This window comes from Psychrobacter sp. CX5, assembly GCF_057621535.2.
Window position 1 is genome coordinate 2,405,447 of sequence record NZ_CM177735.1, and the last position, 25,464, is coordinate 2,430,910.

The following is a 25,464-nucleotide window of genomic DNA, read 5'->3' on the forward strand; positions in this document are numbered from 1 at the left end:
TTGTAGCCGACTAGTTTTATTCTGCAAAAAGCCCCGTATCGAATGATGCGGGGCTTTTTTTGAGCGGTATCGTGCGGTGTAGCGAAGCGTAACCCACGGATTTCTAGATGTCTTTTACAATTCGGTGTAATGGACAAAATTCAGGCTAAAAACGAGCGGTTAGTCTCTAATGGACAAAATTCAGGCTAACCCGCAGAGTATGTCATTAAAAAGTTGTTAATAAACTTAAGCTTACGTTGTTTATTAAGTCCATTATGACTGCTTAATTGGCGTTTTAACTCACTAAACAAACCTTCTAGAGAATTGGTCGTATTTGGAATGTTTAAGTCATCTAATTCTCTATAAGTGAATAACCATTCACTATTTACTCGCAAGCTTCTATAGGCACTTCTAAGACGCTTATGGGTGTACCAAGTCTTACCAGTATCTGTATTGATACTACGCTCATTTAAGTAGCCCTCATGAGTCAAATACCAGCAATCCAAGTCTTGAATGAACGTTGTCTTATCATAATCCTTTATGTTTAAAGCGAGTTGTCTGAGTGCAATACTAGCGATATTTTGAGGTCGGCGAGTTAAGTATCGAGTGATGATCTGTAGCTGATGAAACTGGCACATTTGCATGGGTATATCTTTAAATAAAGCGTTAAGACCTCGTCTTCCATCGCAAGTAATACTTGTTATATCAATACCTTGTGATTTTATATCCTCTATTCCTAGCTTATACAGCGCGTTGGTCTCATAATGAATAATGCGGTGATGCAATACAGCTTTGCTTGTATAGTCCATAAATACCATTAAGCCAAACGTTCTACCAAAGTAAGTAGTGTCCATCACTATGTTGGCACGAGAAGGTAGCTTATTAAGTGACTTTATTTCAATAGTATCTAGTCGCCTTTGTATGGTCTTTATGCTACAGCCATACTTATGAGCAAGTTGTTTATAAGTCTGTTTACCTTGAGTATATTCTTGCCACAAAGTTGTATTATTGAGCCTTTTGCCACCTAAAAACTGCCGATTACAGACAAGGCATTTGTACTGCTGTTTCCCTGATTTATAACCATTCTTTTTAGTGTGTTTTTCACCACAAAAAGGGCAGTTTTTTGATTCATGGCTTTCAATCCTTGCAAATACTTATAGTATATAGCTTTAAAGGGGGTGTCAGCCTGAATTTTGTCCATTACACCTACAATTCAGGTTTAGCTATAGTTTTATTATTATAGAGCTATTCTCGCCTTACGCTTGTATCTTCCAAGCTTGACGGCACAGGGGCTAGGGTTTGGGTAGTCGCTTGCTTCGCGTCGCCTCCCCAAACCTAACCTCTGTAACGCCACCAAGCTTAGAAGGATACCGCTACAGTCAAGGCTAGCGGCTGACATCGCATTCTTACGACTATTGAATGATGTCATCATGTCAGTTTTTTTCACAATCAATATATATTCCATTCTCAACGCTTAACGTAGGCTGTGGCTTTGACCTAGCATTTTTGATTAAAGGTTTTGATTTGCTGGGCTAAAAGCACCAGCCTACAATGAGTTTTAATAAGTTGAGAACGGGGTAATATATTTCACAACCCATTCATTTAATAGTCAATTCATTTAATTGCCACTATTTATTATAAATGGGCTTACGCTTTTCAATAAAGGCGGTAACCCCTTCAATAAAGTCATCTGTTTTAGCCATGCGCGCTTGCTGATGGACTTCCATATCAAGGGCTTCATTAAGGCCGGTATATGCATGCACATTGAGCATATTTTTCATGGTTGCTAACGCTTCAGAAGGTAGGGAGGCAAGGCGATTGGCAAGGGTCATGACAGCTTCTTCTAATTCCTCGCTAGGAACCACTTTATTTACTAGATGTAAGTTCGCCATATCCTGTGCGCTAATTTTATCACCCAGCATAATCAGCTCCGTGGTCTTAGCCGGACCAATCAAGGTATTTAATAGATAAACGCCGCCAGCATCAGGCACTAAGCCAATGTGCACAAATGCCTGTACAAACTTAGCGTTGTCAGCGGCAATGCGAAAGTCGCAGGTTAAGGCTAAGTTCATACCCGCACCAGCAACCGCGCCTTCGAGCTTGGCGATGATAGGCTTGTGAATTTTTCGCAGCATAAGACTGACTTCACCCGCACCCTCTACCATGCTTTTTAGTTTATTAGAGACTGCTTCTTTGGTGACTCCATCTGACAGCATTTCTTTGATATCGCCACCACTTGAGAAGTTGCCGCCTGCGCCTTGCAATATAATAACGCGCACCTCGTCGTTGTCTTCAGCATCTTCTAATGCTTTTAGTACACTATTTTTCATTTGAGTGCTAAAGGCGTTAAGGCTTTTTGGATCATTCAAGGTAATGGTGGCGACATTATTTTCAACACGATATATAACAAGCTCTTGAGGCTGAGTCATAGTAGTGGTCCTAGTTGGGTTTTTAGGGGGTTAGATTAATGAATTTTAGCTCATTTGTCATTCGTCATTAATTATTCATCATTCATCATTCATCATTCTATGCGCTTCACGTAGGCTGTGACCTTAGCCCAGCATAATTCATTAAAGGTCATCTCATTCTAATCAATAAAAGACAGTTAGGTATTAAGTAAAGGTGTCGCATTAGGTCAATTTTGTTTAGCAAGTTCTATAAAGCGATCCACTTGAGTCTCTGGGGTCGCCCAAGAAGTCACCAGTCGAACAATACTACGATCGTTTTCAAGCGGTTCCCATTCATAAAATTCAAACTCTGACTTCAAGGTCTCTATCACTGACTGTGGCAGTACCGCGAACACTTGATTGCTTTCGGTAGGCACAAATAGCTCAAAGCCGCAGTCCTGTAGACCGCTAGCTAGTTTCTTTGCCATAGTATTGGCATGATGACATAGCTCTAGATATTTATTATCTTTCAAAAGTACATCAAATTGTAGTGCTAACAAATAACCTTTTGCCATTAGTCCGCCATGACGCTTCAAATAGATATTAAAATCAGTCGCAATTTTCTTATTGGGGATAATAAGCACCTCACCAAACATAGCCCCCATTTTTGTACCGCCCAACCAAAATATATCTGTCAGCTCGGCAAAGTCCGCTAGGGTCATAGCATTGTTAGTATTAGGGTTGTCAGCGTTACTCTGGCTGCTGGCAATGGCAGCACCCAAACGTGCTCCATCCATAAATAAATACATATCATGCTTACGGCAATAGTCAGATAGACTTTTTAACTCATCATAGCTATACACTGTCCCCAGCTCAGTGGCGTTTGAGATATAGACGGCTTTGGCTCTCACCACATGGGGCGCAAATGTATGGCGTATTCTGACTTTATCTAATGCCTCAACGGTGAGTTTGCCATCTTGAGAAGGCGCAACGATGACTTTGTGCCCCGTGGCTTCGATCGCTCCTGCTTCATTTACCGCGATATGCCCAGTATCACAAGCGACAATCCCATCAATGGGGGACAGTAAGGCATCGATACACACCAAATTGGCTTGAGTACCTGTAATGCCAAAGTGTATCGCTATATCGTCATCGCCAAGTTGCGTCTGAATGTCGCGGCGAACTTTCTCCGAATAGTCATCAAAGCCATAGCCTTTATGCTGTTTTAAGTGAGAGTCTTGTAGTGCGGCAATGATATCAGGATGAGACGTTTCGCTATAATCGTTTAAAAATTGGAACATAATGGTATTTCACTCTTATTAACTTAATGACTTACTTTATATCCCATTCTCAACTCTTAACGTAGGCTGTGGCTTTAGCCCAGCATTTTTGATTAAAGGTTTTGATTTACTGGGCTAAAAGCACCAGCCTACAATGAGTTTTAATAAGTTGAGAACAGGGTTTTATATTTTAATAACAAAAGTCGTGGCCTTAAGATTCGATATAGAGGCTTATGTAATAAAGCACGATAATGCTGAATGTGGTATAACACCTTAAACCGCGAACCGTATAATAAAAGGCTATCTTAAAACCCTATAATGAAGCCCTATAATAAAAATAAGCCACTTAAGGACGAATTAAGTAGCTTAGTATGTGTTACTGACTATGATAGTCATATTTAAAGGTCAGACTGTATATAAAAATAGGTTTCTATGTTTTTTTATTTAAATACAGGTCTTTAACAGGCTATTCGTCATTCTCAAAGCTGGCATCCGCCATAAAGTGATCAGGAGTTAAGTTAATAAAACGGGTATACTGACCTTCAAAGGCAAGTCGTACTGTACCAATAGGCCCATTACGTTGTTTACCTATAATAATTTCCGCCACACCTTTAAGATCTGAGTTTTCATTATAAACCTCATCACGATAGATAAAGGTGATCAAATCCGCATCTTGTTCAATAGCGCCTGATTCACGTAAGTCAGACATAATAGGGCGTTTATTCGGTCGATTTTCTAGACTTCGGTTCAGCTGAGAGAGTGCCACCACTGGGCAGTTTAATTCACGGGCTAAGGCTTTTAAACTACGGGAAATCTCTGAAATTTCTTCAACGCGGTTGCCACTTAAGCTAGGTACTTTCATCAGTTGTAGATAATCGACGACGACCATACCCAGCTGACCATCATGATTTTTGGCAATACGGCGACAGCGTGAGCGTAACTCAGAGGGGGGTAGGGCCGTACTGTCATCAATGTATAAGTGCTTTTCTTGCAAATGGGTGACCGCATTCATCATACGTGCCCATTCATCTTCGTTCATTTGACCCGATCTTAAACTGGTTTGGTTGATTTGACCCCATGATGACAGCAAACGCATTACGATAGATTCGGCTGGCATTTCCATTGAAAATACTACCACAGGCAGATTTTCATGAAATAGTACCCCTTCTGCTAAATTCATAGCAAAGGTAGTCTTACCCATTGAGGGACGAGCAGCGACAATAATAAGATCACCTGATTGTAGTCCCTGTGTCTTATTATTGAGCTCTGTAAAGGGCGTTTGTAGACCGATCATGCCATCGGGATTGTTTTTAAGCTCATCGATTTGTTCGATCACATTGGCTAAGACGTCATTGACCTCGACTGGCCCACGCTGCGCAGCTCGTTTGTTATGCTGTTCATTAATGGCAAATATTTTTGACTCGACAGTATCCAAGATATCACTGATACCTCGCTCTCTGGGATCATAAGCGAGGGCTAGCATCTCATTACCGGTAGTAATTAATTGGCGAAGTGTGGACAGCTCACGCACTCGCTGTGCATATGCGGTTAAATTAAATAAAGTACCTGGACTTTGAGTTAAAATATCAGCCAAATAACTTTCACCGCCTGCCTGTTTAAGTAGCTTTTGAGCACTTAGCCAATCATGTACCATAACGGTATCATAGGGTTCACCGACCGTGGCAAGGTGTGAGATAGCGGCAAATATATGTTGGTGGCGACCTGCATAGAAGTCGTCTTTAGAGACGATATCTGAGACTTTTTCATACGACTCCTCAATACTCATTAAAGAGGCAATTAAGGCTTTTTCAATATCAATATTATGCGGCGGTTGCTGACTTAATAAGTCGGTTAAGCCGGCATCATTATTGGTATTTTTTTCAGTTTTTTTCTTACTTTCTGCCATAATTTTAGTATCTTTATCGGATGTCAAAATATTTAAGGTGAGTGGCCGATCTATATAAGGTGGCACGTTTATAAGGTGGCGATTATATTTTTCAAATAGCTTATAGTTTTTAAAGCTTATAGGCCAAATAACCTATAGACAATTAGCCTATAGAGAATGATGTCAAAACGATTGGATTAATACCTTTTCTACAAAGCAATCTATTTCTACAAAACAACCTTTCTTTGTCAGACGCATTTGACCTACTATTTAATGACTTTAGTTTGTGTTTGTTGGTGCTTGTCTTTCTCGATAGGTTGATTTCGAGATTGAGTAAGAAACTAGGGTAGTTGTCGGATATTCGTTATAACGTCATTGAGATTATAGTATTAAGAAGTTTATCATATTGCACAGATGACATCGTGGACTAAAAAATAAAAATTATTAACTTTAAAAGGATAAGTTTAGTGATGCAGCAGACACCAAACCCGCAAATCTTAATGAATAATAAGGGTGAGAAATCTTTAAAGTCCTCTTTGAACTTGCCCTTAAATGCGTCTTCAAATGCGCCCTTTTTAGTCACTACCGGTGAGCCGGCTGGAATAGGTATGGATATTATATTACAACTGGCTATACAGGGCTCGCTGACGACACTCAATCGACCGGTGGTAGTGTTAGCGAATGAAGAGGCTCTCATACAACGGGCAAATAGCCTATATGGTTCAGACTTCCATGAGCATCATGCTGATCTTTGGCATCGTATCGCGACAGCCGATGAGTTAATGACTCTCGAAGGGCAGTCGCTAAATGATTGCAGCTTAAATAAACAATTAAACAGTCAATCAAATAGTCAATTCAACAAACAAATAGTGGATAGTGACCCTTTTCCAAAAAGTCCACAGTTTTACCTCATACAGGTAGACTGTCCAAGTCCAGTAGTGGCAGGCGAGCTGAATGTTGAGAATGCGGGTATGGTCATTACTCAGTTGGAGTTGGCGCATAAACTGGCTTACGCTGGTTGCGCTTCGGCGATCATTACCGGACCGCTACAAAAGTCAGTACTGATAGAGGCAGGATTGACCTTAGCAGACGGCACCATGTTTACCGGCCATACTGAATTTTTTATGCAACAAAGTGGCTGTGACAAAGTAGTAATGATGCTAGCCAATACGGCAATGAAAGTGGCACTGGTGACTACCCATTTACCGCTAAGAGAGGTCGCTGATGCCATTACCTCAGACAATGTGCGTCAAACAGTACAAATCGTATTAGATGATATGCAGGCCAAATTTGGTTTGGATAATCCGCGTATACTGGTTTGCGGGTTAAACCCGCACGCGGGTGAAGGTGGGCATTTGGGGCATGAGGAGATTGATATTATCAATCCGGTTTTAAAAACATTCAAAGATCAGGGCGTTAATATCTCATCTGCCATGCCAGCGGATACTTTATTTACGCCCCGACATTTGCAAGACTGCGATGTCGTCATTGCCATGTTTCATGATCAGGGGTTACCGGTTCTTAAGTCGCATGGGTTTGGGGATACAGTCAATCTAACTTTGGGACTACCTTATATTAGAACCTCAGTAGATCATGGTACTGCTTTAGATCTTGCTGGACAATCCATCATCAATAATACAGATAACAACCTCACAAGTGCTAAAGCAAGTAGTAGCAGTCTGTGGCAAGCGTTAACAATGGCAGATGAAATGGTGGCTTCTATAAGTCGCTCTTCACTCTAAAAGTAGCTCTTCACTCTAAAAGTAGCTCTTTGCTCTAAAAGTAGAGAAGTTCTCTAAAAATAGATCTATATGGCGGCTCAAATAAACAGAAGACTTAAAGGCTAAGTCTAACCCCTAATTATGATAAACTAATTTGTTATACCAAATCTAGAAATTAACCTATCAAGGAAGGCGAATACAAACGCTACAAATAGTAGGTTCAGTGAGCCTGACCGAGTTTAACAAGGATAGGTTATTTTATAGATTTGCTATTATTATAAACTTTTTCACTCAGCGATATATATCCACTTATGACACAATCAAACTCTAGCAAGCACCCCTTAAATGACGCCATAAAACGAGCGAAACATCAGCCAAGAAAAAGGTTCGGACAAAACTTTTTGCACGATGAGAGTATCATTAGCCAAATTGTGGATTCAATCGGACTCAATCGAGATGACAATTTGGTCGAGATTGGTCCGGGTATGGGCGCCTTGACAGAGCCAATGCTCAAACAAGTGGACGCCATGACCGTGATTGAGCTGGATCGAGACTTAGCGAGTAGCTTACGCATTCGTATCGGTGCTAACAGCCATCCGAACTTTACCATTGTCAATGCCAACGCGATGCAGTTTGATTATGCGACTTTATACAACCACCCAGAATCTGAAGACGCAGAATCTGAAAAGGTGGTTAGTACTGCCCATGCTGGCAATGAAGCAGGTAGTCATGGAAAAAAATTGCGTATTGTCGGTAATTTACCCTACAATATTTCGACGCCCTTACTGTTCACCTTGCTGGAATATGCTGATATCATTGAAGATATGCATTTTATGTTGCAAAAAGAAGTGGTACAGCGCATCACCGCTGATGTCGGCAGTAAAATATACGGACGTTTGTCTGTTATCATGCAGTATTTCTGTGACACTGAATACCTGTTAACCGTGCCCAGAGGTGCGTTTAACCCTCCACCGAAGGTGACGAGTGCCGTATTTCGCTTACGCCCTCATCAAGTAAAGCCCGTTAAAGCGGAAGATGAAAAACTGTTTGCCTTAGTCGTCCGCGAAACGTTTAACCATCGTCGTAAGACCCTACGAGCTATTTTTAAGCAGTCAACATTGATGCCGACATTGACAGATGACGACTTGGCAACTATTGGTATAGATGGCAATGCACGACCGGAAACCTTATCAGTAAAAGAGTTCGTGGATTTAAGTAATTTAGTCATTGCCAATCAACAACAATAAATTAAATAAAATTTGGATAACTGATTGAGTAACTATATGAATTACCGAGCCGAATATGTGATCGGAGACTTGCAAGGATGTTATGCTGCATATCAGGATTTATTAAAGATAATTGATTTTGATCCTAAGCAAGACAAACTATGGTTTGTCGGAGATATTGTCGCGCGAGGTGAAGACTCATTATCCACATTGCGTCATGTCAAATCTTTATGTGAGCAAGGCGCTGCAGAGACCGTACTTGGTAATCATGATATAAATTTAATCGCCGTTTGGCGAGGCTTTGCCCCGCTTAAGAAGAAAGACAATACTGAGTCAATCTTTGAGGCAGAAGACTGCGATGAGTTATTAAATTGGCTCCGTCGACAGCCTTTAATGGTTTACCCAAGTGACGATACAGTGATGGTTCATGCCGGTATTCCACCACATTGGAGCATCAAACAAGCGCAAGGCTATGCTCAGGAAGTCGAAGTTCAGCTACGCAGTAGTCTGCATCAATTAGATAGAGTGTTGCCGAAGCTTTACAATGGCGAGGCGGATACATGGTCAGATGACTTGCATGGCTTTACACGTATTCGAGCCATTACCAATTATTTTACCCGTATGCGACTGTGTAAAGAAGATGGTAGTCTTGAGTTTAACTTTAAATCAAGTTTGTCGGATGAGATGCCAGATGGCTTTCTACCTTGGTTTGAGTGGCACGTCCCTAGAAAACGCAAAATACTATTTGGTCACTGGGCAGCACTAAAGGCAGAAATTGATTTGCCTTATGCCAGAGCGCTGGACGGTGGATGCGTGTGGGGTAACTGTATGGTCGCCTACCGACTATCAGATGGTGAGATATTTACCTCATCAGATCATTGTACTAACAACTAGAATTTATAAATATCTATACCTTATAAAGGTTTTTGATAAAGTATCATTCTCCCATAACAAAACCAGCATAATAAAACCAGCCAATATTTTATTGGCTGGTTTTTTTGCAGAATGATTAAAAGGTATAAAGATTATAAAGGATAAATTTATTAGGTATTATTCCTCAACACCAAGCCACCTTGATTCATAAGTTATTTTTTTAGAGTAGGTATCAATAAGTCTAAATAAACCTACTCAGGTAATTTAGGCGGCTTTTCAGGCTTAGGTAACGGCGTTTTTGCATTTTTAGTTTTGTTTTGGCTATCAGTCTTAGCATTATTTTCAGAAGCTTCAACCTTATCGGGTTTACCAGTTTCAGTATCAGCTTCATTAGAAGGTTTAATAACGCGTAGTGGTTTAAACTGTAGTTCACTCAATATAACCAAGTTGTTTTGTCCTGTTTTTTTGCTATAAATAACAATTTGAGAGCCTGTTAAACTTCGACGATCTAAATGTTTAGACGATCCGTCTTCTTTATTAGCAGCAACAGTGACACCTTCAGGAATAACAGTTAGCGTATTTAAACGACGAACTGCAAAGTACTTTGGGAAAAATTTGTTTTTAGGCACTTTATTGATATCTTCATAAATCAAGTACCCTTGACTATCAATCTTAGCGTATTTCATAGGTTTAGAACGGGGGAGGAAGAAGTCTTTAGGTTGTGTCATTAAATGGGTAAACAACAGCTTAGCAATCGTTTTCCATTCTGGGAATTTAACACCTTTAGATCGTAACGCAACAAACATGGCAAGGAAGAAACTGACCAATAAGTTAATAACACCAATCGAAGCTACCCCAAGAAGAGATATCAATACGATAGTAACGCTAAAATCATCCGCGGACATATTAAAAATACCATGGGCAAAATTTGCAGACGCGAAGGCAATATGGCGAATGTCCAATGGTAAACCAAATATATAGCCAATAGTTGCGGTACTGCCTAGGAAAACACCAAATAAGAAATTACCCATTATTGCGCCTAGGTTTTTATCAATAAATGCGCCAAAACGTTCTAGCCAATAGGCTGGAAAAATCTTTAACAAATACTTGTGACGCGCGATACGTTCGCCAATTTTATTAAAAAGGGCTAAGTTATCATAATAACCCGTTATTAAACCTGATAGGAATAGGTAGACACCTGCAATAGCCGCATGGAAGAGCGCAAGTGAATGGAATGGATCAAGGTCATGTAACAGATGATCTGCTTTATCAGTGGTAATCATAGGTGTACCACTATAATTCATCCATATAATAGAGATAATAAAAGCCAATGGCATCGCAATAAAAACGTTACCAATGATGGCAATAAATTGAGTTCTAATAATATCAACAATGAGTTCAGATAACTTTGTTAATTGATGAGATTTCTTTCCTGAAATATCGGATATTGTGGATGCAATAGCTGCAGCAGTCATGGCGGGCTGCTTAGTGGCAACGGTACCATGGATAATATGAATAAATACGAAGCCTAAACCGTATATCATGCTGTTTACAAAGGCTCGACTCATTGGAGCTAGGTCGAAGTCAGAAAACAAAATTTTTGTAGTTGCCATAAAGGCAATAACGAATCCACCTATGGCAGCCATTTTTAACATTTTTAAATAGCCGGACTTATCAGTACTAATATAATGTTCACCAACCCTACCAGAGTTCTCTGTCACTTTACGCGACAAAAGCTTGGTGTTGTTATTGATAAGATAACCAATACTATAGCGTCTTTTAACACTGATAATAATCGCTTGGGTTAACTCGATTAATGCTTTGTCACGATTTTTATGATTGTCAGCGAGCAGCTCACTCAAGATACGCATGCGTTTTATACTTTGTTCTAAACGCAATAACATATTGGTAAGACGAATTGAAATACCTGTTTTATAAATGCGTTTGCGTACCGTATTTACGATATTGTCACACTGCTCTAACATCACCAATAGGGGACCAAGATTTATATCTTGGCTAGGGGTGATGTCTTTATGATCATCTAACTGATGTGCCTCGCGGTAATTATTGGCAAATAAAACGGCCTCCTGATTTTGAGCGACAAAGGCAGCTGAGTAATCCAGCATCTGCGGATATCCTCTCATTAAGTCAGGATGCAGACCAATACCGCTAATGCGATAAGATAAAATAACCATCGCATTTAAAATATTATTTTTTGCCGTAGCTACTAAGTTTGAGTGAGCAGGATCGACCTTAATTAAGTCTACCAACTCATCCCATAAGCTTTTGTCGATACTAGCTAGCCAGTATTCATCGTGTTTGCCGTCAAACAAATAGTTGACTAGCTCTACAATAGAGTCTTCTTCGGGTAAAAGGGGCACAAATCTATGACCAATTAAGCGCATTAAGCTGCTTGAAAAGGTTTGGTCTGAGAATATGCCGGTGTCCGTATACAACGACATACGGTGAAATTGATTAAGCAAATTTAAAACGAACACGGCCAAGCCATTGGCGTATTCAGGATGATTTCTTAGTATTGCATTTAAAGACCGTATTTGCTCATTAGTAAAGTCTGGATTTTTTTTATACTCTGTCTCTGATACACGTAAGGTATCAATCAGTCTTTTTAGTAAATAAGGTTCAGGGCTTTCGCTAAGTGCATTTATTTTGCCCAAAATATCTCGTAAATCTGCCACGTTATAGCCCTTCAGAGTTTGAATATTGAGAATTTATCTGAAACTGGTTCTAAATACAATAACTTTAATGATAACTTACAACATTTATTTATAAGATGATGTAGTCATAATTTTAAACCCTTTTACCCTAATAAGATAAAGGTATATGACCGTATTTATATTGTGTCTAATTTTTTAAAAATTGCAAATATATCCTAAGTTTTACTAAAATATAAATTTTTTTTAAGTTTACGGAATAAAAAAATATTTCTGCAACAGCCTCTAATAAATCATGCAAAAAGTATAGTGAGCGAACTACTAAAAGGTTACGGTTTTAACCTCGTTAAGTCTACTCCAGTAGTACTTGCACTCGGTTGCCTTGTGACCATTTTAGAGTTCTTTGACTATAGACCAATAATTAAATTGATAAAATGAAGTAATAAAAAATGCCAGACAATATTGTCTGGCATATCTTTAACACAATTTTAATTATAATGTTAAATAAGGTAATAACCAATCTAGACATTCACCTATCGTGAAAGGCAAGTCTCTACTCCAAATCAAACGCTACGAATTGTAGGTTCAGTGTGCTTAAGCGAGCCTAAAGTGGATAGGTCAATTACAATATCCGTCATAAATTATTAACTAATAGTTTGCTCAAAATAACTGATATCAAACTCCATGATAGGGTCACTACCTGTTTTGACCATTTCAGCATGGGCTTTAATACGTGGCAAGATACGGCCTACGAAGTAATCCGCTAGTTTTAGCTTATTAGCATAAAACTCACCTTCTTTATCATGAGCTGCTTCTACCATCATAGCAAACATGAATGAGTAGCACAGATAGCCCATTGCATGTAGATAATCTACTGCACAGCCATTGATTTCACTCTTACGAGTAGAAATATTAGTCAATACAGTGGTCGTTAGCTCTTCAATGGTGCTAGCAGCATCTAATGTGGCTTGTTTGATCTTATGCTCCGCTTTCATGTTAGCCACGAAGTCACGGATTTCAGCTAGGAAGTTCTCTAAATATTTGCCTTGATTACGTGCGATCTTACGACCTAACAAATCAAGCGCCTGAATACCGTTTGCACCTTCATAGATTTGGGCTATACGAGTATCACGAACGATCTGCTCCATTCCCCATTCACGGATATAACCATGGCCTCCAAATACTTGCTGACTGTCAATAGTCGCCTCTAACGCTTTATCGGTTAAGAACGCTTTAGCAATCGGAGTTAATAACGCAACACGAGCAGCCGCTGCTTTGGCATTTTCAGCGTCTACACTGAATTTTGACTCATCCAGTTGCTTGGCTACGTACATTGCAAAGCAACGAGACGCTTCAGCATTAGCGCGTGCATTCAGCAGCATACGGCGTACATCGGCATGATGGATGATTTTATCAGCTGGTTGTTCTGGACTTTGGATCTGTGTATCACTACGACCTTGCGCACGATCTATGGCATACGCAGCAGCATTTTGATACGCCAGTTCAGTTCCCCCTAGGCCTTGTAAGCCCATGGTGACTCGCTCGTAGTTCATCATCACAAACATAGAGGCCAGACCTGTGTTTTCTTCACCAACCATCCAGCCTTTAGCGTTATCAAAGTTCATTACACAGGTGGCTGAGCCTTTGATACCCATTTTGTGTTCTATTGAGCCGGCTGCTAAGGTATTGCGTTCACCGATGCTGCCATCATCATTGACGATAAATTTAGGCACGATAAATAATGAAATGCCTTTAGAGCCTTCTGGCGCATTAGGGGTTTTAGCAAGTACCAAGTGGATGATATTTTCAGTCAGATCATGCTCACCACCCGTAATGAATATTTTGGTACCAGAGATAGCGTAGCTACCATCCTCATTAGGCACTGCTTTGGTTTTAATGATACCTAAATCAGTTCCTGCATGGGGTTCAGTGAGACACATGGTACCTGCCCACTGACCAGTATAGATTTTTTCAAGATAAGTCTGCTTTTGCTCCTCTGACGCTGACGCCAACAGACACAGAGAAGCACCCACGCTAAGGTTAGGGTATAACGCAAAGGCTTGGTTGGTGGTAAAGACCATTTCTTCAGTCAACATAGTGACCATTTTAGGAAAACCCTGACCACCGTATTCTGGATCACCGCCTAAACCAATCCAGCCTGCTTCAGCATACTGCTTAAAGGCGTCTTTAAAGCCGGCAGGCGTTGTCACAACACCGTCACCTTGATAGGTAGCGCCTTCTTCATCTCCCGAGCGGTTAAGCGGAAGTAGGACATTTTTAGAAAGCTTAGCCATCTCTTCTAATACCATGTTGACAGTATCCATATCAACATGGGCAAGATTTTCATTGGCTTGCCAAAACTTCTCTACATCAAATACGTCATTTAGCATGAAGCGCATTTCGTCTAAAGGTGGATTATAAACTGCCATAATTAGTCCTTAAGTTATAAAAGAGGGTGTTTGGTTGTTTATTCTAAATGACTTTATTTTGAATAACTTTATTTTGAATAACTTTATTTCAAAAGGATGGTTAAATTAGTCGTTAAGGTTAAGATAAACTTTTTTAAAATATAAGTGCTACTGATAATAGTAGCACTTATAAAGCTAGCTAGACAGGGGTAACGATTAGCGGGGTCATTAAAAAGCAAACTGCTCGACAGTCATACTCATATATGGCTCAGCACCTGAATCAATACGGGCTAAGTAGGTACGAGTACGCGGTAATAATTTACTGAAGTAGAATTGAGCTGTTTTGATTTTGGCATCGTAGAATTCTGTTTCAGTATTATCACCTGCCAATGCTTGCTTAGAAACCGCTGCCATACGTGCCCATAAATAAGCCAAGGTCACATACCCACTAAAATATAAATAATCGACAGCAGCGGCGCCCACTGAGTCAGGGTTTTGCGTGGCTTGCATACCGATACGAGCCGTTAAATCAGCCCATTCTTTATTTAATTTCGCTAGAGGACGTACAAACTCGCCCATAGCGTCATCATCAGCATGTTCTTCGCAGAATTTGTGAATTACCTTAGTAAAGTTAGCAAGCATTTTACCTTGTGAACCTAATACTTTACGACCTAATAAGTCTAAAGCTTGAATTTCAGTCGTACCTTCGTATAAGCAGGCAATACGCGTGTCACGAACGTTTTGTTCCATACCCCATTCACGAATGAAACCATGTCCACCATAAACTTGTACACCTAGATTAGCCGCTTCATAACCCGTTTCTGTTAAGAAGGCTTTTGCGATAGGTGTCAACAATGACAGCATTTGGTCTGCATATTTTTGTTCTTCACCAGAGCCTTTTGAGACGGTATCGGCAAACATTGAGAGGTAGTACACGAGTGCACGGCCACCTTCAGCAAACGCTTTTTCGGTTAATAGCATATTGCGTACGGCGGGATGAACGATGATAGGGTCAGCCACTTTATCTGGCGCTTTAGCACCGGATAATGACCGCATTGCCAAACGCTCTTTGGCATATTCAAGAGAGCCTTGGAAGGCAAGCTCTGCCGCCGTTACACCTTGTACCGCAGTACCGATACGAGCAACATTCATAAAGGTGAACATACAGTTAAGACCACGGTTTTCAGGCCCAATTAAGAATCCTTTAGCCCCATCGAAGTTCATGACACACGTGGCTGACGCTTTGATACCCATTTTGTGTTCGATAGATCCACAAGTGACGGTGTTACGGTCGCCTAAGCTGCCATCTTCATTGATATTAAATTTCGGTACGATAAATAATGAGATACCTTTAGTACCTGCAGGGGCTCCTGGTAGGCGAGCCAATACGATATGGATAATGTTATCTGTCATATCGTGTTCACCCGCTGAGATGAAGATTTTCTGACCAGTAATGCTATATGAGCCATCCTCATTTGGCTCAGCTTTAGTCCGAATGATACCTAGGTCAGACCCTGCATGTGCTTCTGTTAAACACATGGTACCAGACCATTCACCAGTCACCATTTTTTCTAAATAAGTCGCTTTTTGTTCATCAGTGCCATGATGTTCAAGGGTGGCAATAGCGCCATGAGACAAGCCTGGGTACATTGAAAATGACCAGTTAGCAGTACCAACGATCTCATTTACCACGGTACTGAGTGAAAATGGCATCGCTTGTCCGCCAAACTCTTCATCCGCTGCTAGTGCTGGAAAGCCAAGCTCGCAGTATTGTTTGTAAGCTTCTTTAAACCCTTGTGGAGTGGTCACAACACCATTATCAAAGTGACAGCCTTCTTCATCACCAGTGCGGTTCAAAGGGGCCAGTTCATTTTCAGCAAAGCTTGCCGCTGCTTCAATGTAGCTGTCAATGATATCGCTCTCGACTTCTTGGTACTCCGTTAAGCTTTTATAATGGGTGGTACTGTCCAAAAGCTCATGTAATACAAACTGCATGTCACGAATGGGTGCTTTATATTGCATCTGATTGTCCTTTTATTAGTTTAGTAGTTTTGTATGGTCATAGTTAGACGAAAAAGCCACGGCGTTCACCTCGTTAAGTCTGCTAGTGGCATACTTGATCTCGGTTGCCTTAACTTTTATGGATAGCTTTTCTATAAAATAACGTATCTTATATAAAATAACGTATCTTATATAAAATAACGTATCTTATATAAAATAACGTATCTTATATAAAATAACGTATCTTTGTCTGACTCATTGAACCTACTATAAGAAGTCTTTGAATTTCTCGATAGCTTAATGGTTAGATTTGATATTATCTGCCTATGACTTTAGGATTATTTATAGATTTTGACTTGAGCTGAACAAGTGAGACAATTTGCCCATTCGTTGTTCGTCAACGTATCTTGAGATAACGTAGACATTGGTAACCACAACTGTGAAGTCATAATTGACTTTAAAATGAGGCAGGGTCAAGGAGCAACAGTAACACTTGTCTTGAAAGCAGTGAACGGCAATATCATACCTTTTCTCAAAATAACCTATCCTTATTAGGCTCAGTCAAGCTTATTAAAGCTACTATGGTGAGCAGTTGTATTTGCTTTTATGAATAGGTTAATTTATAGATTTGGTATACAAAGGAATGAAAACGTTAAAACTCATTTAAAATATTGCTGTCACTGTAAATTCAACGACTTAAAAGATAGAGTGTCAGCCGTTAATTTACAAGCACTTGCAGAGACTTATGGGTCACAAAAAGGATATTGAAATAAGAAAGTCCATATATTCAGGGTTTTAATCAAAAGGTCGGATAACGGATTTTAAATTGCAGGTTAATTATTGTAGATTAATTAAAGTGAGTGGACGTATGAGCTGATGTAAAGGAGGGTAGACAGGGCAACGACTGGAGCCGTTTCAGTACGCAGGATTCGGGATCCCAATTGCCAAGGTAGATAGCCACTGCTACGGGCTTGTTTATATTCAGCTTCAGAAAGCCCGCCTTCAGCACCTATCAAGATATCAAAACGAGGTGTGTTGTCCTCATTGTTAGCGTCAGTAAATTGTTCACGTATCCTTTGGTCAACATTTAAGACTGCCTGTTCATCTTGACTAGGTACAGCCAATACGAGCGCTAGGGGAGGCTGGTTAAAATAAGCGTGGTAAAAGGGGGACACCGTAAGATGAAGCACGCTGTCATGCACCTCACCAAATTGCTGTTGTAACCAACTTTCAATAGGTAATGGTGACAAGATAAGCGGTGGCCGATTAAGCCCACATTGTTCGCAAGCTGAGATTGCAACTTGTTGCCAATGGTTAAGTTTTTTATCGACTTGATTTGCCTTTAGTTTGACCTCTCCATACTGACTGGTGAGTAGCTGTATGACAGTGGCGCCCAACTCAGTTGCCTTTTGAATGGCAAAGTCCATTCTGTCACCGCGGCTCATAACAATGGCAATCGTACTAAAATAGAACGGGGCGTTGTCATCATCATAATGGGAGAGTATACGAGCAGTTGCGGATTTTTTATCAATGGTCTCAAGCTCCACAACTGAATACCCACCCAGACCATCAAAGATCACACTTTGATCGCCTATTTTGGCTCTAAGTACCCGGCACCAATGGTGATACACTTCATCTGGTAACGTTATAAGCGTTTCAGGGTCAACTTGGTGTAAAGCGACTGGCGTGTTATCAGGCGTATTATAATGTGCTAAGCCGCTTTTATTATCGTTAGTGAATTGAGCATTATAGAAGAAGCGCCGCATAGACTAGCCCTTAGCATTGGCAATAGGAGAGGCAGTCGCTAAGCCTAAAGATTCAACCAGACGTTTGTTTGGCTCTATGCGGTTCATACTGTAGAAGTGTAAAGCTGGCACGCCTTCGTCCATTAGTATTTCACAAAGACGATGGACAACCTCAAATCCAAACTCTCGAATGGCTTTACGATCATCTCCGAAGTCAGCCAACTGCTTACGGATATAACGAGGGATATCAGCACCACAACTGTCAGCAAAGCGCACGAGATTTGTGGCGTTAATGATAGGCATAATACCGGCAACGAGTCGATGCTTAGTTGTATCGACACCGCGTTTCTCTAAAGCATCACGCAAATACAAATAGCTTTCGGCGTTATAGAAAAATTGGGTAATGGCTGAGCTGGCACCTGCTTCAAACTTATTGATTAGATTTTGAATATCAAATTCAAAACTTTTTGCCTGCGGATGCATCTCAGGGTAGGCAGCTACTTCGATATGGAAATGATCACCAGAATGCTCTCTAATAAAGCGAACTAAGTCCAAAGCAAATGGTAACTCTCCCATACCAACTTGTCCTGAAGGTAGATCACCACGCAAGGCTACAATACGATTGATGCCAGATGATTTGTAGCGATCCAGAAGTTCGCCAATTTCCGCCTTATCATCACCAATACACGAGATATGAGGGGCAATCGGCGTGGCTGAACGTTGTTGTAACTTCTCAACGATACCTAGGGTGCGCGCCCGTGTCGTGCCTCCAGCGCCATAGGTCACTGAGAAATAATTGGGCGCTAATTCATTAAGCGTATCAAAAGTTTGACACAGCTTTTGTACCCCTTCCTCAGTTTTGGTAGGAAAAAATTCAAACGAGAATTTTGGTTTGTTCATGTTCTATCCTAGAAGCGAATATGGGTCAGGCTATCTATTGACTTTTATAGTCAACAATTAACCGACTAAGCGAGACGCATTATGTGCTGCCCAAATGGATAATTTGAGACATTAAGTGTTATTTGAGATAGGTGTGAGTTAAGAGTAAAAGATAAGCTCACACTTTTACACCAAATCTAAAATTAATCTATCGTGAATTTTGCTTACCAAGAAATTAACCTATCCTGCAAGGCGAGGGCTGACAATGCGAGAGCAAACGCTACAAAAAGTAGTTGTATTGAGCCTAACCGAATCTAACTAGGTCTTAAAAGGATAGGTTAATTTCAAGAACAGGTTTAAGTATAAACGCTTAAACGAACGGGACTAATATTTATAAGCGTCAGGTTTAAATGGCCCTTCGACCGGTACACCTATATAGTCCGCTTGCTCTGGCGTCAATTTAGTCATAACACCATTAAAGCCCATTACCATAGCAGCAGCGACTTCTTCATCAAGCTTTTTAGGAAGAACACGAACATATAAGTTTTCAGAGCGTTGATCGACAGGCAATTCAGAGAATTTTTGCTCATGCAAATACATCTGTGCCAATACTTGGTTAGCAAATGAGCCGTCCATGATACGTGATGGGTGACCCGTGGCATTACCTAGGTTAACCAATCGACCTTCTGCTAATAAGATGAGATAATCGTCTTCATTTTCTGAGCGATAAACTTGATGAACTTGCGGCTTAATCTCAACCCAATTCCAATTATCCCGCATAAACTGAGTATCAATTTCAGTATCGAAGTGACCAATATTACAGACCACAGCACCAGACTTCAAAGCGGCAAGCATGTGTTTATCGCACACATGATAGTTACCTGTCGTCGTGACGATTAAATCTGTATCTTGCAACAAACGAGTATTGATACTATCAGCCGAATTGGTATTGTTACCATCTATATAGGGAGAAACCAACTCATAGCCATCCATACAGGCCTGCATAGCACAAATGGGGTCGACTTCAGACACACGGACGATCATTCCTTCTTGACGCAAGCTTTGTGCAGAACCTTTACCGACATCACCATAGCCGATGACCAACGCTCGTCTGCCGGCAAGCAGCATGTCAGTGCCACGTTTAATAGCATCGTTTAAGCTATGACGGCAACCGTACTTATTGTCATTTTTTGATTTAGTCACGGCATCATTGACATTGATAGCAGGAACTTTAAGAGTTCCTTTGTTCAACATATCGATCAAGCGATGGACGCCCGTTGTGGTTTCTTCTGAGATACCATTGATAGTATCAAGCATTTGTGGATAGTCATTATGAATAAGAGCAGTCAAATCACCCCCATCATCCAAAATGAGGTTAGCATCCCATAGCTGACCGTTTTCTTCTCCACCAACAAATAGCTGCTGACGTAAGCACCACTCATACTCTTCTTCGGTTTCACCCTTCCAAGCAAATACTGGCACGCCACTTGCGGCGATTGCGGCTGCCGCATGATCTTGAGTCGAGAAGATATTACAAGATGTCCAACGTACTTCAGCCCCTAGGGCGATTAGGGTCTCAATAAGTACCGCGGTTTGAATGGTCATATGAATACAACCGAGAATTTTAGCACCTGCTAAAGGTTGCTCCGCACTATAACGCTTGCGTAACCCGATAAGAGCTGGCATTTCAGCCTCTGCCAATGAGATCTCACGACGCCCATAATCGGCTAAGCTGATATCTGCTACTTTATAGTCATTAAATGTAGACTGGTTTGAATCGATGTTAGACACTGCGTCCATCTCGAACTCCTTGATGATTAGAAAAGTTAAAGGTAAAGAAACGCAGGTGTCGTTGTTTGCCATTTAAAATCATAACTAATTATGTATCATTTAGTATTAGACATAAGCCAATATTAGACTTAAGACTATCGTTAAATAACGACACAATTCAATATAGATTCAAACTTTTAAAATTCGTCGATTAAATTCACCACTAGCGTGGTATCAATCGAAAACTAAATAATATATGATTGTGAAATATGGCTAACCGAGCCTGACAGTAATAATAAAATATAATTTGTATAATGTTATAATGACTCATTATTAACTTACTGATGCAACACCTCTCGGTTGATGAATATTGTAATTGATGTCAGCACGAATGTCATCCGTACAGTTTGGTTTAAGCGATTAATCCCAAGATTTTTTTTCAATATGCTTTAGATTAAATTGTCAATGGAATATGCTTTTTTAGAGATATATTTTATGATGTCAAGAGGCGTATTGATATATAAAGCAGTAAGGGTAATTACAAATTGTAAGCAAAGATTACAGAATACCTATTAAAATATTACTTATAGGTAGTGACTTAATTTGTAAAAAAGTGTTTAATACACATATATTGAAATGGGCAACTTTAATAGTGTCTCTTATGGATGAGCAACCCTATTTACTTTCATTTGGATTCTTTTATTTAAATATTTAAGATATCTTATTCAAAAGTATTCGGGGTTGCTTTTTACATAGATTGCATAGAACATTAATTAAAGTTGAATACAGTTATTATCTTTGGAGATATTATGAAACTTTTAAAATTAACCGCACTTTCAGCTGCAGTATTAGGTTCTACAGTTGCTATGGCAGCACCAAATACTCAAGCTTATCAATACGATCAAAACAAAGGTGTTATTTCTAACACTGCTGGTGCTGTCACCGGTACTGCTAAAACTTTGTTTGATACTGCTACTCACCCAGCAGCAGTAAGCGCTGAAATCGGTACACTAGGTTATGGTGCTAATATCGCTTGGGGTTTAAATGAAAACACTGAGCTTCAAGCCGGTTGGTCAGGCATGGACTTTGATGATAAAACTGATCTAGATGGAAATGATTCTTGGATCAACTATGACAAAGTTTTAGGTGATGGTTATGGCAGCTATCAGGGTGAATTAAAGTATGACTTTGATTTCAGCAACCCTTATCTTGGTGTTCAAATGCGTCCATGGGCTAATAACTTCACTGTTGGTGCTGGTGTAATGGTACCACGCAATGAATTGACAGCAACCATTCAAGAAGATCCAGATTCTAACGAAAACTCAAAGGTCTCTATTGATGGTAATGAATACCAAGTTCAAGAAGCCACTATTGAAGCTGAGAATAAAAACAAACTTGCTCCTTATTTAACTATTGGTTATCGTCCAAATATTAACCAAAACTGGGGTGGTTTTGTTGAAGCCGGCGCCGCTTATATGGGTAAACTAGATGCTAAAGTAGATGCTATTGCAGATGCTGGCTTCGAAGAGGCTGCTGAGAAAGAAATTGAAAAAGATGATTTCTGGTATCCAATCCTTAAAGCTGGTGTTACTTACCGCTTCTAAGTTTTGATAAAATTTTTACTTGCTATCATAAAAAGCGACCTAATTAGGTCGCTTTTTTTTGTCTAAAATATATCCTCCCTCTATAGTCTAAACCGACTATGGTCATAGATAACTAAACAAGATAAAAGGCAACCGAGCGGAAGTACTACTGTAGTAGGCTAAGCGAGATTAACACCTTAACTCTTTATTCTGTCTATGACTATAAAACCTAGAAGCAGTAACAAGACCCAATGACGGTAAATATAACAAGAGATCGGTGTACAGATCATCCAAACTATTTCGTTCAATTTGGTCTATATAACGACAGCGAATCAATTGGTTTTTATTTGCATTGGGTTTAAGAGCAGTAGAGCTTTGATAAGACTTATACTCTTCGAATAAGGCCCTGGTAGAAATAAGACAGCTCGACGTTAATTGCTGCATTAATATAGATTTACTATCACCCCGTCTTTTTAGCATGGATTCTTTGACCATCCACAACAGACGTTTACCAATAGCTTGGTGATCAACATTTAGGTTTAGTAACCATGCCATCTCATCTGCTGTAAAAAAACGATGACATATTGAAGTAGGGATGGATTTTAATTCTAGGTCAATACCTACTTTCCCTTGACGCTGAATAGCACAAGCGACTTGATTTTGCGAATGTGAAAAACTAAGAGGGTAATCAAAAGGCTTCACTAAATAAGGATAATTGGATTCATCCACATAATTATCCGAATACAAAGGTTCATGAGATTTAGAACAGTTAGTCTGTAGTGGTATGCTATCAATCAATAAGGTCGCCAATTGACGTACGGCAAGCTTTTGAAGCTTATGCAGGGTCACTCGATTAGAGGTTGAATACTTTGAAGGTAAATAGTGGGAAGTTGAATCAGTTAATAGCTGTTGAAATGAGGCATGTCCCACCCAAATAACACTATTTGGCGAGTTAATAGGTTGTAGGTTACCCTGTTTATCAAAGCCTAGTAAGCTGATGTTGTCTAATGAAAGTGACAAAGTGCTATCTATCATTTGAGTATATTTCTCATTGGATTCTGCCTATATAACCCCTAGTATATAAAATAATAAACCCAGCCGTCGCTGGGTTTATTTGGTATTCAATGTATAGGCTAAATTTATAAACGATTAACCAATTTATCAAATTATACGTTAAATGATTAACCGATTAATAAGACAATTCAGCACGACGGTTTGCAGCATAAGACGCTTCGTCATTACCCATTGCGACAGGGCGTTCTTCACCATAACTAATGGTTTCTATACGAGTACCAGTCACCCCTTGCGATGCAAGGTAGTTGCGAACGGCTTGTGCACGGCGCTCACCTAAAGCATGGTTATATTGATCACTGCCACGTTCATCGGTATGACCTGCGACCAGCACTCTGGCATCTGAATGGCTGCCTAAGAATGCTACTTGTTCGTTTAATATAGTAGCCGCTTCGGGACTAATGGCATCACTATCAAAGGCAAAATTGACCACACTACGGACGTTTTGCGCGTCAGCACGAACTTGATCAGAGTTATTGACTAATGGCGCAGTTTGATAAGCAGCATTGCCTGGCACAGCCATAGGATCTACCACAAAATTATTAGAGTTCGATTTAGTAGCACACCCTGTTGTTGCTAACAATGTAGCAGACACTAATGAAAGGGCTGTAATTTTAAAGTTTGATAGCATATGAGTTCCTCAATTTACTCAAAAAAGAAGTATATAGTATAGAGTTTAAAGCTAATAATTTTAAAGCTAATAATTTTAAAGCTAATAGCAATGTATACCAATGCTGAAAAATAATCCATCTTAATGAAACTTGATTCGCTTACACTATGTAGTCGTTACTCGTTCCCTAATATTATTAATTTTCTAAAATGGTATTATGTACTAACACTTTAAATTTAAAACATGACCATAATTTTTAACTATAAAGAATATAGCACGTTTAAGACAAAATGTTACTTTATGTAAGTAGAATAACTGTAAATTATTGTTAGAATGATGACAAAGTTTGATAATTATAACAAGCATTTTATATCAGTAGTTGAACATTGGCTACGAACTTTTTAAAGGTTTTACCACCGATACTTATCAAAGTTTTCAGGATTAGCCCAGTACTTTGCGTTTAGCCACTCTGGACGACGTTTGTAATCATATAAATTAAACTGCCAACAACTGATTTGTCTATTGGTCGTCGTTGATTCTGAATAGGACTCACTAGAAGTTTCCAAGTTATCATTGTTTAGATTATCAAACTCCAATACTGACATCTCAAAACCATAACTGTTTAACGGATAATCTGGGTGCTGGGGTGGTAAAAATATAAGACTTTGTTGAGCAAATAAATCCCGCAATTTTATGGCGATTGTCTTTAGCTGATTCCACTTAATTAATCCATCTACACCACCTGAGACAAGCAGTTCTTCAATATTAGTGTCACCAATATTAGTGTCACCAATATTAGTGTCACCAATGATAGGATCTATAAAGCATCCTAAAGTATAGCGTTTGTCAAAAGGCAATTCTACAAAATCGTCTACACTTAATGAGACAATATCTAAGTGATTTAGGTCTGATTGAATAAATCTTGAAGCAGACTGCTTTATATAGTGATGTACCTCATTTGCGGTAGCGATATCACTAATTAATAAGATGCTATACCTCCCTGCTTCAGATTGCGATTGGGTATGACTGATTTGCGTGTTATCGGAGGTTTTATATTGACTGTCCTCGTTGTCTTCATAAGAGTTATCAGTTGACGTATCACTGAATTTTGTCGTATGTAAGTAATTAATAACGTCAATAATATGCTCTGAGATGGCTTTAAGATAATTTTCTGGTAAGGTCATAGTTAAGGCTTATATAAAAAGGGGTTTAACAAGTAAATGATACCGATGTCAAAAACAAACTGACTTTATCTAACTCGCTTAATCTAAAGTGAGTAATACGGACACTTGTTTTTCTAGTAGGTTGATTTTAATAAATAGTATTACAGAATTAGGATTATAGGGGCTGTATTAACTTCGTTTATCAGAACTA

Annotated in this window: 17 protein-coding genes; 4 read left to right on the forward strand and 13 right to left on the reverse strand. The window is 39.6% G+C overall.

What is annotated here, in order from left to right:
- Positions 1-185: 185 nt before the first annotated feature.
- From AC21OG_RS09290 to dnaB, 4 genes are all read right to left on the reverse strand, one after another.
- Complete coding sequence (locus AC21OG_RS09290) at positions 186-1,121, reverse strand: IS256 family transposase, variant Zn-binding type (protein WP_487377836.1); 936 nt, start codon at positions 1,119-1,121, stop codon at positions 186-188.
- 486 nt (positions 1,122-1,607) lie between these two features.
- A complete protein-coding gene (locus tag AC21OG_RS09295; RefSeq protein WP_486546687.1) occupies positions 1,608-2,408 on the reverse strand; it encodes an enoyl-CoA hydratase/isomerase family protein in 801 nt (266 codons plus the stop codon).
- A gap of 206 nt (positions 2,409-2,614) precedes the next feature.
- Positions 2,615-3,667: a threonine aldolase family protein gene (locus AC21OG_RS09300; RefSeq protein WP_487378042.1), complete on the reverse strand. Its 1,053-nt coding sequence runs from the start codon at positions 3,665-3,667 to the stop codon at positions 2,615-2,617.
- A gap of 445 nt (positions 3,668-4,112) precedes the next feature.
- Positions 4,113-5,552 (reverse strand): replicative DNA helicase, encoded by a 1,440-nt coding sequence (gene dnaB / locus AC21OG_RS09305; protein ID WP_487378043.1) that lies wholly within the window; start codon positions 5,550-5,552, stop codon positions 4,113-4,115.
- A gap of 479 nt (positions 5,553-6,031) precedes the next feature.
- Between dnaB and pdxA the strand changes: the two genes are divergently transcribed.
- From pdxA to AC21OG_RS09320, 3 genes are all read left to right on the forward strand, one after another.
- Complete coding sequence (gene pdxA / locus AC21OG_RS09310; RefSeq protein WP_487378124.1) at positions 6,032-7,273, forward strand: 4-hydroxythreonine-4-phosphate dehydrogenase PdxA; 1,242 nt, start codon at positions 6,032-6,034, stop codon at positions 7,271-7,273.
- A 290-nt stretch (positions 7,274-7,563) separates the two neighbouring features.
- Positions 7,564-8,499, forward strand: a complete 936-nt coding sequence (gene rsmA / locus AC21OG_RS09315; protein WP_487378044.1) for a 16S rRNA (adenine(1518)-N(6)/adenine(1519)-N(6))-dimethyltransferase RsmA — start codon at positions 7,564-7,566, stop codon at positions 8,497-8,499.
- 36 nt (positions 8,500-8,535) lie between these two features.
- Positions 8,536-9,372: a symmetrical bis(5'-nucleosyl)-tetraphosphatase gene (locus AC21OG_RS09320; protein ID WP_487378045.1), complete on the forward strand. Its 837-nt coding sequence runs from the start codon at positions 8,536-8,538 to the stop codon at positions 9,370-9,372.
- A gap of 230 nt (positions 9,373-9,602) precedes the next feature.
- Here AC21OG_RS09320 and AC21OG_RS09325 read toward each other — a convergent pair whose 3' ends face one another.
- The 6 genes from AC21OG_RS09325 to ahcY all read right to left on the reverse strand — a co-directional run bounded on the left by AC21OG_RS09325 (position 9,603) and on the right by ahcY (position 20,838).
- The gene (locus tag AC21OG_RS09325; RefSeq protein ID WP_486546683.1) at positions 9,603-12,047 is read right to left on the reverse strand and encodes a site-specific recombinase; all 2,445 of its coding nucleotides are present in this window, start codon (positions 12,045-12,047) and stop codon (positions 9,603-9,605) included.
- Positions 12,048-12,667: 620 nt separating this feature from the next.
- On the reverse strand, positions 12,668-14,452 hold the full coding sequence (locus AC21OG_RS09330; protein ID WP_486546682.1) for an acyl-CoA dehydrogenase C-terminal domain-containing protein: 1,785 nt from the start codon (positions 14,450-14,452) through the stop codon (positions 12,668-12,670).
- A gap of 207 nt (positions 14,453-14,659) precedes the next feature.
- The gene (locus tag AC21OG_RS09335; RefSeq protein ID WP_487378046.1) at positions 14,660-16,453 is read right to left on the reverse strand and encodes an acyl-CoA dehydrogenase C-terminal domain-containing protein; all 1,794 of its coding nucleotides are present in this window, start codon (positions 16,451-16,453) and stop codon (positions 14,660-14,662) included.
- Between the two features lie 830 nt (positions 16,454-17,283).
- Positions 17,284-18,198: a 16S rRNA (uracil(1498)-N(3))-methyltransferase gene (locus tag AC21OG_RS09340; RefSeq protein ID WP_487378047.1), complete on the reverse strand. Its 915-nt coding sequence runs from the start codon at positions 18,196-18,198 to the stop codon at positions 17,284-17,286.
- Positions 18,199-18,201: 3 nt separating this feature from the next.
- Entirely contained in the window at positions 18,202-19,077 is an 876-nt protein-coding gene (locus tag AC21OG_RS09345) for a methylenetetrahydrofolate reductase (RefSeq protein ID WP_487378048.1), read from the reverse strand.
- Between the two features lie 363 nt (positions 19,078-19,440).
- On the reverse strand, positions 19,441-20,838 hold the full coding sequence (ahcY, locus tag AC21OG_RS09350; RefSeq protein ID WP_486546822.1) for an adenosylhomocysteinase: 1,398 nt from the start codon (positions 20,836-20,838) through the stop codon (positions 19,441-19,443).
- A gap of 797 nt (positions 20,839-21,635) precedes the next feature.
- Between ahcY and AC21OG_RS09355 the strand changes: the two genes are divergently transcribed.
- Positions 21,636-22,430, forward strand: a complete 795-nt coding sequence (locus AC21OG_RS09355; RefSeq protein WP_487378049.1) for a hypothetical protein — start codon at positions 21,636-21,638, stop codon at positions 22,428-22,430.
- Positions 22,431-22,598: 168 nt separating this feature from the next.
- On the opposite strand, the gene AC21OG_RS09360 is transcribed toward AC21OG_RS09355, so the two are convergent.
- From AC21OG_RS09360 to AC21OG_RS09370, 3 genes are all read right to left on the reverse strand, one after another.
- On the reverse strand, positions 22,599-23,444 hold the full coding sequence (locus AC21OG_RS09360; protein WP_487378050.1) for a 4'-phosphopantetheinyl transferase family protein: 846 nt from the start codon (positions 23,442-23,444) through the stop codon (positions 22,599-22,601).
- A gap of 154 nt (positions 23,445-23,598) precedes the next feature.
- Positions 23,599-24,111, reverse strand: a complete 513-nt coding sequence (gene pal / locus AC21OG_RS09365; RefSeq protein ID WP_487378051.1) for a peptidoglycan-associated lipoprotein Pal — start codon at positions 24,109-24,111, stop codon at positions 23,599-23,601.
- Positions 24,112-24,500: 389 nt separating this feature from the next.
- Complete coding sequence (locus AC21OG_RS09370; protein WP_487378052.1) at positions 24,501-25,274, reverse strand: DUF6231 family protein; 774 nt, start codon at positions 25,272-25,274, stop codon at positions 24,501-24,503.
- Positions 25,275-25,464 lie beyond the last annotated feature (190 nt).

Coding starts and splice junctions, on each gene's coding strand:
- rsmA (WP_487378044.1), top strand. CDS start 7,564: ATGACACAATCAAACTCTAGCAAGCACCCCTTAAATGACGCCATAAAA.
- pdxA (WP_487378124.1), top strand. CDS start 6,032: ATGAATAATAAGGGTGAGAAATCTTTAAAGTCCTCTTTGAACTTGCCC.
- AC21OG_RS09335 (WP_487378046.1), bottom strand. CDS start 16,453: ATGCAATATAAAGCACCCATTCGTGACATGCAGTTTGTATTACATGAG.
- AC21OG_RS09330 (WP_486546682.1), bottom strand. CDS start 14,452: ATGGCAGTTTATAATCCACCTTTAGACGAAATGCGCTTCATGCTAAAT.
- AC21OG_RS09300 (WP_487378042.1), bottom strand. CDS start 3,667: ATGTTCCAATTTTTAAACGATTATAGCGAAACGTCTCATCCTGATATC.
- AC21OG_RS09360 (WP_487378050.1), bottom strand. CDS start 23,444: ATGATAGATAGCACTTTGTCACTTTCATTAGACAACATCAGCTTACTA.
- AC21OG_RS09345 (WP_487378048.1), bottom strand. CDS start 19,077: ATGAACAAACCAAAATTCTCGTTTGAATTTTTTCCTACCAAAACTGAG.
- dnaB (WP_487378043.1), bottom strand. CDS start 5,552: ATGGCAGAAAGTAAGAAAAAAACTGAAAAAAATACCAATAATGATGCC.
- AC21OG_RS09355 (WP_487378049.1), top strand. CDS start 21,636: ATGAAACTTTTAAAATTAACCGCACTTTCAGCTGCAGTATTAGGTTCT.
- AC21OG_RS09295 (WP_486546687.1), bottom strand. CDS start 2,408: ATGACTCAGCCTCAAGAGCTTGTTATATATCGTGTTGAAAATAATGTC.
- AC21OG_RS09320 (WP_487378045.1), top strand. CDS start 8,536: ATGAATTACCGAGCCGAATATGTGATCGGAGACTTGCAAGGATGTTAT.
- AC21OG_RS09370 (WP_487378052.1), bottom strand. CDS start 25,274: ATGACCTTACCAGAAAATTATCTTAAAGCCATCTCAGAGCATATTATT.
- pal (WP_487378051.1), bottom strand. CDS start 24,111: ATGCTATCAAACTTTAAAATTACAGCCCTTTCATTAGTGTCTGCTACA.
- AC21OG_RS09340 (WP_487378047.1), bottom strand. CDS start 18,198: ATGCGGCGCTTCTTCTATAATGCTCAATTCACTAACGATAATAAAAGC.